9 protein-coding genes are annotated in these 11,102 nt (G+C 60.1%); 4 read left to right on the forward strand and 5 right to left on the reverse strand.

All coding sequences use genetic code 11. The annotated features are described in order from the left end of the window. Positions 1-6 precede the first annotated feature (6 nt). From ACR0KM_RS00095 to ACR0KM_RS00105, 3 genes are all read left to right on the forward strand, one after another. Positions 7-1,266, forward strand: coding sequence for a glycosyltransferase family 87 protein (locus ACR0KM_RS00095; protein WP_480857336.1), 1,260 nt, complete (start codon positions 7-9; stop codon positions 1,264-1,266). Further along, entirely contained in the window at positions 1,263-1,823 is a 561-nt protein-coding gene (gene ilvN, locus ACR0KM_RS00100) for an acetolactate synthase small subunit (protein ID WP_480857334.1), read from the forward strand. The genes ACR0KM_RS00095 and ilvN overlap by 4 nt, the downstream gene beginning before the upstream one ends. A 305-nt stretch (positions 1,824-2,128) precedes the next feature. Next, entirely contained in the window at positions 2,129-2,854 is a 726-nt protein-coding gene (locus tag ACR0KM_RS00105) for a helix-turn-helix domain-containing protein (RefSeq protein ID WP_480857332.1), read from the forward strand. Positions 2,855-2,858: 4 nt separating this feature from the next. Here the strand turns inward: ACR0KM_RS00105 and ACR0KM_RS00110 are convergent, their stop codons facing one another. The 3 genes from ACR0KM_RS00110 to prfB form a co-directional block, all read right to left on the reverse strand. Then, complete coding sequence (locus ACR0KM_RS00110) at positions 2,859-3,635, reverse strand: DUF2189 domain-containing protein (RefSeq protein ID WP_480857330.1); 777 nt, start codon at positions 3,633-3,635, stop codon at positions 2,859-2,861. A 17-nt stretch (positions 3,636-3,652) separates the two neighbouring features. After that, positions 3,653-5,059 carry an amidase gene (locus tag ACR0KM_RS00115; RefSeq protein ID WP_480857328.1) on the reverse strand — a complete coding sequence of 469 codons (1,407 nt, stop codon included), beginning with the start codon at positions 5,057-5,059 and terminating at the stop codon, positions 3,653-3,655. Between the two features lie 176 nt (positions 5,060-5,235). Then, on the reverse strand, positions 5,236-6,360 hold the full coding sequence (gene prfB / locus ACR0KM_RS00120) for a peptide chain release factor 2 (RefSeq protein ID WP_480857326.1): 1,125 nt from the start codon (positions 6,358-6,360) through the stop codon (positions 5,236-5,238). Between the two features lie 32 nt (positions 6,361-6,392). Between prfB and ACR0KM_RS00125 the strand changes: the two genes are divergently transcribed. Then, complete coding sequence (locus tag ACR0KM_RS00125) at positions 6,393-7,268, forward strand: aminoglycoside phosphotransferase family protein (RefSeq protein WP_480857325.1); 876 nt, start codon at positions 6,393-6,395, stop codon at positions 7,266-7,268. On the opposite strand, the gene ACR0KM_RS00130 is transcribed toward ACR0KM_RS00125, so the two are convergent. Together ACR0KM_RS00130 and ACR0KM_RS00135 are read right to left on the reverse strand one after the other, a co-directional pair. Next, positions 7,262-9,751 carry a penicillin-binding protein 1A gene (locus ACR0KM_RS00130; RefSeq protein ID WP_480819694.1) on the reverse strand — a complete coding sequence of 830 codons (2,490 nt, stop codon included), beginning with the start codon at positions 9,749-9,751 and terminating at the stop codon, positions 7,262-7,264. The genes ACR0KM_RS00125 and ACR0KM_RS00130 overlap by 7 nt on opposite strands. A 95-nt stretch (positions 9,752-9,846) precedes the next feature. Further along, positions 9,847-11,067: an N-acetylmuramoyl-L-alanine amidase gene (locus ACR0KM_RS00135; RefSeq protein ID WP_480857323.1), complete on the reverse strand. Its 1,221-nt coding sequence runs from the start codon at positions 11,065-11,067 to the stop codon at positions 9,847-9,849. Between the last annotated feature and the right edge of the window lie 35 nt (positions 11,068-11,102).

Genomic DNA, 11,102 nt, shown 5'->3' on the forward strand with positions numbered 1-11,102 from the left:
AGATAGATGAAACTGGATCACGATCAGCAGATTAAAGAAGCTGACGCGCGCCTGTTGATTTTCCAAACGCGCAGAGGTTGGCAGGTCGGGACGCTTATACCGGCTCTGCTAATGGTGTTCTGCGCATTCTGGATTTTGGGCAGTTGGCGCGAATTGCATGAAACCGGAGAAACAGCCGCTTCCGTTGATTTTCGCGTTTTTTGGGCTGCCGCTCGATTGGCTGCTCTGGGCGCGCCTCTGGATGCGCTTAGTATGGATGCATTGTCGAGCGTCCATGGGCTGGATGATGAAGACTGGATGCCTTGGGCTTATCCGGCAGGCTTCCTCGTGGCATTGATGCCCCTCGGCGTCTTGTCGTTTTCCGGCGCGTGGATGGTATTTACAGTCGTGTCTGTTTTGGCCGCTTTGGTAGCTTTTCGACCGTTTTCTGGCGGCGTGACACCTGTCTGGCTCGGATTTGCGCTGGCACCTGCAGTGTTGCCCAACCTGATGATGGGTCAGACCAGCATCCTGTGGACCGCTGGCATTGTCGGTGCATTGGCGCTTTTGCGGGCAGGTAAACCAATCCTCGCCGGCGTCGTCATTGGTTTGCTGACACTAAAACCACAGCTTGGGCTCCTAATCCCGGTTGCGCTGATAGCCGTGGCCGCCTGGCCGACGTTCCTATCTGCAGCGGTAACGACAATCGTGATTTCAGTATTCGCAACCTTTGTTGTGGGCGTCGAATACTGGACCGAAATGTACAATATGATGCAAATGCACTTCGACAACATTCGTGGTGCCAGCCAACAGAACACGCTGATGATCAGTGCATTCTCTACGTTTTCCAGCTTCGGCCTGTCAGACAGTATTGCATTGATTCTGCAATGGATGCTTACCGCCCTCGCTGCACTGATGGTCTTTCTGACCTGGCGCAGTCCGAAAATCGGTTTTGATCTGAAGGCTGCGATCCTCCTGCTGGGTATTGTATCGTCTACTCCCTACCTATGGTTTTATGAATCGGCGCTTCTTGCACCCACGGCCCTGTTCATGCTGCGGGCCGGAGTTTTGGGTGGCAATGCGCCCGGGCTGATCCTTGCAGGGTTGATGTGGCTCGGCATTACACCCGCCTTTCTTCTCATGGCTTTCGCCGATTTGGCGAACGTCAGCATGCGGCTTGCCTTTGCTCCGGTCACGTTTGTTGCGATTATCGTATGTGTGACGGCAGTCACCCGCCAACTCAGCGCCCCTCTTTCCGCTCCATTAAGACGACAGGAAAATCCATGACCCCGCTCAACATCGTCAAAGGCTCCTCCCGCCATTCCGCGTACAACCTACGCCCCATCTTCTCGGATGTGCAGGAACAGCACACCATCGCAGTGCTGGTCGAAAACGAGCCCGGCGTTCTGGCGCGGGTCATCGGTCTGTTCTCGGGTCGTGGGTACAACATCGATAGCCTTACAGTGGCCGAAGTGGACCACACTGGTCACCTCAGTCGCATCACCATCGTCACCAACGGTACGCCGCAGGTCATCGAACAGATCAAGGCCCAGCTCGGTCGGATCGTCTCGGTCCGGGATGTGCATGACCTGACGGTCGAAGGGTCTTCGGTCGAGCGTGAATTGGCAATTATCAAGGTGGTTGGTGAAGGCGACAAACGGGTCGAGGCGCTGCGCTTGGCCGATATCTTCCGCGCCAATGTGGTCGACAGTACGCTGAACTCGTTCATTTTCGAGATCACCGGCGCGCCCGACAAGATTGACGCCTTTGCCGACCTGATGCGCCCTCTGGGGCTGGCAGAGGTTGCGCGCACCGGAGTCGCGGCGCTGCTGCGCGGGGACTAAGCGCAGGTCGGACGTCCGCAGACGGGTCAACGAAACCCTGTGCGGCCCAAGCTTCGACACCAAAACCGCGCGGCACCAAACGCGCGGTTTTGAATTTCGGCTCCTTTGATCTACACCCAGAAAAAGATCATGCAAATGAGCCAAAAACCTATTGATTTTGCCATATAGAGCGCTAGCGTGTGCCCCGTAGCGAAGCCGCATCTCATCTTCGCTGGGGTCACATTTACGATTTTATTGCAAGACGTTCGGCCTAACCGCCGTTGCGATCGTGTTTTCCTGAAATACCGCAACACGCTGGCACAGATATGACCGAAACCACCCGCAGCCCCGATGACCTCCGCAGAATGTTCGGTGCAAACCTTCGGCGTCTTGCGAACAGGTATCCTTCGGTTTCGGAAGTCTGCCGCCGGCTGGGTATCAATCGCACCCAGTTCAACCGATATCTCTCGGGCGAGAGCTTTCCGCGCCCGGATGTGCTGGACCGTATCTGTCGTTTCTTTGCCGTCGATGCGCGTATCCTTCTGAAACCGCTGGATGATATTGAACCAGCCGTTGACCATCCGGCCTCAGAAACACTCGACCGTTTTCTTGCGGCTGGCCCCGACCTCCGGTTTGCGCCCGGTTTCTATCATGCGATTGAAACAGGCGCTGACACCGATCCAAGGACACGTCATCGGCTGCTGCATGTGCGCCATATCGGCCATTGCGCATTGCTGCGCGGCTACGAGCCGCGCTCGGTTTTGCCAGGAGCAACTGCACCGCAGCGCGAACTGCAAGGTATCGTTGCCCATAACGGGACACAGGTCTGTGTTCTGATGTCCCGCCGCTGCGCGCAGGACCGCCGCCTGATGGTGCTGTCGCAACAACCTTCAGAGGGCAGTCTGCATTGGGCGGGCTACATGCTCCGGCTATCCGATCACACGGTCAGTGGCCCCAACGTTCGGCAACTGAACCTGCATCATCTGGCCTATGACCTGGCCGCCGCCCTGCGGCTGAGGCGACACGCCCCACATGCGCCAACCGCGCGCTGACCAATCAGGCCGCACCTTCATCCAAAGTGATCAGCCGATAAAGGTGCCAACTGGCATGACCCAATAGCGGCAGAACCACCAACAGGCCCAGAAACCAAGGTATCATCGCCAGAAAAGTGAAGATTGCGATAAACGCCCCCCACCCCAGCATCACACTTTTGTTCGCGGCAACATAGGCATAGCTTGAGATCATCGCCGTTACGAAATCCAGTTCGCGATCCAGTAGCATCGGTATCGACAGCACGGTGATCATGAACAACAAGATCGCAAAGATGGCCCCTACGGCTGTTCCTATGACCAGCATCGATAGCCCGTTGGGGGTCAGAAACACCTCAAACGATGACGAGATATTTGTCATCGTCGACAATCCCATGAACAGTGCAAAAATCATGTGGCCCAAAAAGAACCAGAACAGGAAGATCACAACAATGATCGCGCAGATCGAAGGCAGCTGCCGACGGCTTTGCTGCACGACCACACCGAAAATGGCGCCAAAATCCAGCGGCTCGCCCTGTTCCAGTCTGTGCGAGACCTCATAAAGCCCCACGGCCGCAAATGGGCCGATCAGGGGAAAGCCAATCGCAGCCAGCACCAGCCAGAAAGATGTCCCGGTCTGAAGTGTAACCCAGGCCATCGCCCAACCCGCCAACACGTAAAAACCGGCGAACAGCAGCCCGAACAGCGGCGCGCGGCGGTAATCCTGCCACGCCCGGCGCAGCGCCTCTTTCAGCATGGCCGTGTCGACCGGCTGCATCGTCGGAACACCAAAGGGTTTGTCCATTCTCTGTCTCTCCTCCCCTAGCCGACCTGAATGGCCGGTCTGTTCTGCGGCCAGCGCGTCGCTTCGTGGTACGCCGCCCCCATCGCCAGTAGTTTCGCGTCCGAACCGCGGGGCCCGAACATCTGCAGACCCATCGGCAATCCCTGCGTACCGAACCCGGCAGGCAGGGCCAGACAGGGCAAACCCAGCAGGCTGACCGGCGTCACCACTTGCATCCAGCGATGATAGGTATCCATCGCTTGCCCTGCGATTTCGGTCGGGTAAGGCTGATCTACTTCAAAGGGCCAGACCTGAGCCGCCGGAAGCACCAGTGCATCGAAGGTGCCAAACACATCCACCGCCCGCCGAAACCACTCGGACCGGATCACGCTGGCATGATGCACCTCCATCGCGCTCAGCGCCAATCCGCGCTCCAGCTCCCATTGCGCACTGTCTTTAAGCGCCGCCTTGCGGTCCGACAACACCTCCAGGCCCGCTGCCACACTCCACGACCGCAGGGTAATCCAACTGTCCCAAATCCGCTCCGCCTCGAACGGTGGAGCGACCGGCTCGACCTGCGCCCCAAGCTGCGCCATGACGTCCAGAGCGGTCTCACACAGATCGGCGATCCCGGCCTCATAAGGAAAGGCCCCGCCCCAATCGCCCAACCACCCGATCCGCATCCCGCGCAGATCGACCGGGCTTACTGGCGACACATCCGGGCTGTCGAAACTCAACGGCATCCGCGGATCAGGGCCCGAGATCACATCCAGCAATATCCCAATATCCTCAGGGCTGCGCGCCATCGGACCGAGGGTCGACAGTTGATGCAAATAGCTGTCACCAACCGGCTCGGACGGCACCCACCCCCAGCTGGACCGGAACCCGTAAACGTTGTTCCATGCGGCCGGGTTGCGCAAACTGCCCATCATGTCAGAACCATCGGCCAGCGCCACCATCCCGGTAGCCAGCGCAACCGCCGCACCGCCCGATGACCCGCCACAGGTCCGCGCTGGATCATAGGGGTTCCGCGTTGCACCATAGACCGGATTGAAGGTGTGCGACCCCAATCCAAACTCCGGTGAATTGGTTTTGCCAATTAAAACCGCCCCCGCCGCCCGCATCCGGGCCGCGATCAGATCATCGGATTGCGGAACATGGTCCTTGAACAAGGGCGAACCCTGCGACGAAACCACCCCCGCCACATTCACCAGATCTTTCACCGCAATCGGCAAACCGTGCAACGGTCCCACGACCGGCCCCGCATCCAGCACCCGCGCCTCGGCCAACAGCGCGTCTTCATCGCGCAGCGCGACGATCGCATTCACCTGCCCGTTGACCTCCGTTATCCGATCCAGCGTCGCCCGCATCACCTCGACCGCCGAAACGCGCCGCGCGGCAAGATCGCTCAACAGATCTTTGGCAGAGGTTTGGTGCAGGGTCATCGGCAGGCTCACATAAGGCGTTCGCCGCTCAGCCTAGCCAAGCCGCTCTCTCATTTAAACCCACTGTTTAGATGTATCTTTTCCGATCGAATCTGCAGGGATCCCTGCTTCATCTGGCCAGAAATATCCCGGGGGAGGCGCGGCCCGCCGCGACGGGGGCAGAGCCCCCAGAAACCTCAGTCGCCCTGCGCCTCGGACCGGGATTTTCCGGCCACATTCAATGCCAGCGTCGCCGCCATGAACCCGTCCAGATCCCCGTCCAACACCCCTTTGGTGTCCGAGGTCTCATGGTTGGTCCGCAAATCCTTTACCATCTGGTAAGGCTGCAACACATAAGACCGGATCTGGTTGCCCCAACCCGCATCGCCCTTGGCCTCATGCGCCGCGTTGATATCGGCGTTCCGGCGATCCAACTCTTGCTGATACAGCCGCGATTTCAGCGCTTTCATTGCAATATCGCGGTTCTGGTGCTGCGATTTCTCGGAACTCGTCACCACGATGCCGGTGGGAATGTGCGTGATCCGCACCGCCGAATCCGTCGTGTTCACATGCTGCCCACCGGCCCCTGACGACCGGTAGGTGTCGATGCGAATATCCGACGGGTTCACCTCGATCTCGATATTGTCATCCACCACCGGATAAACCCAGACCGAGCTGAACGAGGTATGCCGCTTGGCCGCCGAGTCATAAGGCGAGATTCGCACCAGCCGGTGCACGCCACTCTCGGATTTCAACCAACCATAGGCATTGTGCCCGGAAATCTTGTACGCGGCAGACTTGATACCCGCCTCTTCCCCCGCCGTCTCGGACTGCAGCTCGACCGTATAGCCCTTCTTCTCGGCCCAGCGCACGTACATCCGCGCCAGCATCGAGGCCCAGTCGCAGCTCTCGGTCCCACCCGCGCCCGAGTTGATCTCGAGGAAGGTGTCATTGCCATCCGCCTCACCGTCCAGCAGCGCCTCAAGCTCTTTCTTGGCGGCCTTCGCGCCGAGCGCCTTGATGGCCGCTTCGGCATCCTGAACGACCTCTTCGTCCTCTTCCATCTCCCCCAGTTCGATCAGCTCGATATTGTCGCTCAGATCGGTCTTGATGGTCTCATAGGTCTCGATGGCATCGACCAGCATCTGCCGTTCGCGCATCAGCTTCTGCGCGTTCTCGGGATTGTCCCACAGGTTCGGGTCCTCGACGCGCGCGTTGAATTCCTCCAACCGGTGCGGCGCGGTTTCATAGTCCATGCGCTGCGCCAGCAGCTCCAGCGACTTTTCGATTTCCGCCACGATGTTCTGGGTTTCGGCGCGCATGGTCTTGTCCCAACTTGCTCAATCAGGCCTGCGTGATAGCAAGAGGTGCGGGCCACCACAAGACGGGCGGGATCGGAATGCAAAGCGCGGCGGAAGAGATTGCAAACGAATGGGGTCTGAGCCTGCTGGAACAGGTCGCCGATACCGGCCACGCGCGGGTCTGGAAGGCGCAGACGGCTGACGGTTACGCCGCCCTGAAGCTCTATCGCCGGAGCGATCGGGGGAATGAGGCTGCGGGGACAAAGCTGCTGCGCCTCTGGCAGGATCGCGGCGCGGTTCGGGTTCTGGCCGAAACCGCAGACGCGGTGCTGATGGATTGGCTAGAGGGGCCGTCCTTGGGCGATCTGGCGCGAGGAGGTCAGCCCAATACGGCCCTGACAACTCTGGCCGAAACAGCGCAGCGCCTGCATCGCGCGCCGGTTGTGCAGACAACGGGCCTCAAGCCGCTGCAGCAGGTCTTCGACCCGATCTTCGCAATCCGCTTCTCACCGAAATGCAACCCGCAACTGCAGCATGACATGGCCCGGGCGATCGCTCTGGCACGCACCCTGCTGGACAGCCAGCCCATCGCCGTCCCGCTGCACGGCGATCTGCACCCCGACAACGTCATCCAAACCACCCAAGGCCCTCGGGTCATAGATGCCAAAGGCTATCTCGGCGATCCGGCCTTTGAACTGGCCAATGCTCTGCGCCACCCCAAGGGCATGGCGGCGCTGGTGCGGCAACGCAGCCAGATCGAACGATGCCTGGAACTTTATGCCAGCGTGATGAGCGTAGACGTTAACCGACTAGCCCAATGGGCTGCTGCAAAATGCGCGCTGTCGATCTTTTGGCGGGCCAATGGACTGATTAAGACCGACCGTGAGGCCGATCTGCTGCACCTGTTCCTAAAGATCGCGGATCAATAAAGCCCGCCGCCCTGCAGATCACCCTGACTTGCGTTGGGCCCAACGGTGATCGTGTTCCCGGTCGAGGTCGTCACCTGACGACCACCACGGGTCACTTCTTCGAACAGCGGTAGTTCCGAGCCCACGGCGAACCCACCGTCATAAACCCGGTCGATGAAGCCATCTACGCCATCCCGGAAATACTCGGCCACCACATAGTCGCCCGAGGCATCCGCTGGCAAGCGCGCGCCGCTGAACCGGTCGATTTTGATGAACTGACCACCCGGAGGTACTTCAAACGGGCCACCACCGTATTTCTCGACGGCCTTCTCCATAAAGCTCTGGAACACCGGGCCACACATCGTCCCGCCATAGGCCCCCCGCCCCATCGGGCGCGGGCGGTCGTAGCCGATATAGCAGCCCGCCACGATGTTCGAGGTGAAGCCGATGAACCACGCATCCTTGGATTCGTTGGTCGTCCCGGTCTTGCCCGCTGTCGGCACCGGCAGCTTGACATGGGCCGAGGCCGTGCCGCGATCCACCACGCCTTTCATCATCGAGGTCAGCTGATAGGCCGTAATCGCATCCATCACCTGACTGCGGTCGGTGATGATCTGCGGGGCCTCATCAGGTTCCAGCCAGCTTGAATTACAATCCACGCATTGACGATCGTCATGGCGATAAATCGTCTTGCCGTACCGGTCCTGAATCCGGTCGACCAGCGTCGGCTCAACCCGTTCACCCCCATTGGCAAACATCGCGTAGGCCGCGACCATCTTATAGAGCGTCGTCTCCTCGGACCCCAGCGAGTTCGCCAGAAACGCCCCCATGCGGTCATAGACACCAAAGCGTTCGGCATAGCCCGCGACCACCGGCATCGTGACCTCTTGCGCCAGACGGATGGTCATCAGGTTCCGCGACTGTTCGATCCCTGTGCGCAGCGGCGTTGGCCCATAGAATTTGTTCGAAGAATTCTTCGGACGCCACAGACCCTGCGGCGTGTTCACCTCAATCGGCGCGTCCACAACGATGGTCGCGGGGCTATAGCCACTGTCCAGCGCGGCGGCATAGACGAAGGGCTTGAAGCTCGATCCCGGCTGGCGCTGCGCCTGCGTGGCGCGGTTGAACACGGTGTCCTGATACGAGAACCCGCCCTGCATGGCCAGAACACGACCCGAGTTCACATCCATCGCAACAAAGCCACCCTGCACTTCGGGCACCTGACGGGCGGACCATTGGCCTTCTTCGCCTTCCATCACAAGGATCACGTCGCCGCGTTTGAAATTGGCCGCAAAGTCGCCCTGCATCCACTGGATGTCCGAACGTGGAATGGTGCCGTCCGCCGGGCCATCTTCGATCCCGACGGTCAGAGATTGATCGGCCACGTTCAGCACGACCGCCGGATACCATTGCGTCGGCAACACCACGTCGCGCGGGATTTCCATGATCGCCAGCGCCTCGCGCCATTGCGCCTCATCCGCCAGCTTTTCTTCGGGGATCACCTCGCCCGTGCCGCGCCAGCGCCCGCGTGAGCGGTCGTATTTCTGCAGCGCGGTGCGCAGGGCCTTGGCGGCTTCGACCTGCATCTCTTCATCCACCGAGGCGCGCACCGTGAAGCCACCGGTAAAGAACTCACCCTCACCGAAATCCTCGCTCAGCTGGCGGCGGATTTCGTCGGTGAAGTAGTCGCGAGGCGGCAAGGCCGTGCGGAAGCTTTCAAAGTCACCATTCTGGACCGAGCGCAGCGGTGCATTGACCTCGGCCTCATAGGTCGCCTGATCGATATAGCCGTTTTGCTGCATTTCACGCAGCACATAGTTGCGGCGGGCCAGCAGGCGCTCTTTTTGCCGAACTGGGTGATAATCCGACGGGGCCTTGGGCATCGCGGCAAGCGTCGCGGCCTCATGCGGAGCCAGTTCCTGAAGCGTCTTGTTGAAATAGGTCTGCGCCGCCGCAGTCACCCCATAAGAGTTCTGGCCCAGAAAAATCTCGTTCATGTAAAGTTCGAGGATTTGTTCCTTGTCCAGCGTATCCTCAAGCCTTGTGGCAAGGATGATCTCTTTGATCTTGCGTTCGGCGCGGCGGTCGCCGGACAGCAGAAAGTTCTTCATCACCTGCTGCGTAATGGTCGATGCACCGCGCACGGTTTCACCTTTGGTGCGCACGGCCTCGACCCCGGCCGCAACGATGCCGCGTGGGTCATAGCCCTGATGGGTATAGAAATTCTTGTCTTCTGCCGAGATAAAGGCCTGTTTGACCAGATCGGGAATTTCCTCGGACGGCGTGAACAGGCGGCGTTCCTGCGCGAACTCGTCGATCAGCTGCCCTTCGCCCGAGTAGATCCGGCTGATCGTGGGCGGTTTGTACTGCGCAAGCGACTCATGGCTGGGCAGATCGCGCCCATACATCCAGAAGATCGCGCCGATAACCAGCGCGGCCATGAAGATACCCAATGTGACGAGGCTGAAGATGGCCCCGAAAAACGAAAGAACAAACCGGATCACGTTACTGCCTTTTTCTCGCGGTGCCGCCTATATAGGGGGCCGCTTGTTCCGGGTCAAAACACGAAAGCCTTCAATGGCTGTTTTGCGCCGCTGCGTTATTGCCCGACCAGCGACCGGTTGACCAAATCGGCCTGCCCCCAGGCCTCAAGCCCCTGCACGATACCATATGCCATCGAGGCGCGCCATTCCGGGTTCCGGACATTCTTCAGATCGCGCGGGCTGGACAGAAAGCCAAGCTCGATCAAAACGGATGGGATGTCAGCGGCCTTGAGGACCGAAAAAGAACCAGTGCGCAACGGGCGGCTGTTCATCGGCCCGCCCTGCTGCGCCATCCCGTCTGCCACAGCGCGCGCCAAGGCATCCGTGCGCGGTTTGGTTTCCTGTCGTGCCAGATCCAGCAGAACGTCGGCCACCTGATCATCAGAGCCGCTCAGATCAATCCCGGCCAGCAGATCGCCACGGTTGTGACGTTCCGCCAGTTTTTCGCTGGCCACGTCCGACGCCTCATCCGCAAGCGTATAGACTGCCGCCCCATGCGCGCGCCCTTCCGACAGGGAATCGGCGTGCAGCGAAAGGAACACATCCGCACCGGCACGATGTGCCAGGGCGATGCGCCGCTCAAGGCTTACAAAACGGTCGTCCCTGCGCGTCATGACCACTTCGAAACCGCCAGCGCGCAGCAGCGTCTCGCGCAGCTCGCGCGCGAAGGTCAGCATCAGGGTTTTTTCATTGGTGCCCTCCACCTCGGCGCCCGGATCGATGCCGCCATGCCCGGGATCCAGCATCACAAGCAGGCTGTTGCGATCGCGTGGCGCGCGGGCGTCGGGAACAAACGCGGGTTCGGGCAAATCCCACCCGGGCTGGCGCGGAGCGCCCGCGCTGGCGGCAAAACTGTCAAAGTCCGTGCCGGTCAGGTGCAGGGTCAGATGCGCGGCGCCCGAGGTCTCATCAACGCGCAACTCGGCTGTTTCAATCGCAAGGGGTGCCCCCAGCTCCAGCACCAACCGGGACCAGCCGGGCACATAGGCCCCATATTGAACACCGCTGATGCGGGTGGTTTGCAGAAAGCTCTGGCGGTCCAGACCGGTCCAGTCAACCTCTTGAAAATCCAGTACCATCCGGTAGGGATCGCGCAAGGTGAAGACGCGGTACGGCACACCCTGACTGAGGCCCAGATCAAGCCTGACATCTGACCGTCCCTCATCACTGATCCGGCTTTGCTCTGGCAATACGCGGGCCAGCGCGCTGAACTCTTGCGCGAGCGCAGCACCTGTGAGCGCCCAAAACAGGGCGAGTAAGTAGAAAATCCTGCTCATAGCCTCAAGTTTTCCCGAGATCGTTTGAAGCTTAA

The organism is Ruegeria sp. G10 (assembly GCF_056533645.1).

Coding starts and splice junctions, on each gene's coding strand:
- ACR0KM_RS00105 (WP_480857332.1), top strand. CDS start 2,129: ATGACCGAAACCACCCGCAGCCCCGATGACCTCCGCAGAATGTTCGGT.
- ilvN (WP_480857334.1), top strand. CDS start 1,263: ATGACCCCGCTCAACATCGTCAAAGGCTCCTCCCGCCATTCCGCGTAC.
- ACR0KM_RS00135 (WP_480857323.1), bottom strand. CDS start 11,067: ATGAGCAGGATTTTCTACTTACTCGCCCTGTTTTGGGCGCTCACAGGT.
- ACR0KM_RS00095 (WP_480857336.1), top strand. CDS start 7: ATGAAACTGGATCACGATCAGCAGATTAAAGAAGCTGACGCGCGCCTG.
- ACR0KM_RS00115 (WP_480857328.1), bottom strand. CDS start 5,059: ATGACCCTGCACCAAACCTCTGCCAAAGATCTGTTGAGCGATCTTGCC.
- prfB (WP_480857326.1), bottom strand. CDS start 6,360: ATGCGCGCCGAAACCCAGAACATCGTGGCGGAAATCGAAAAGTCGCTG.
- ACR0KM_RS00110 (WP_480857330.1), bottom strand. CDS start 3,635: ATGGACAAACCCTTTGGTGTTCCGACGATGCAGCCGGTCGACACGGCC.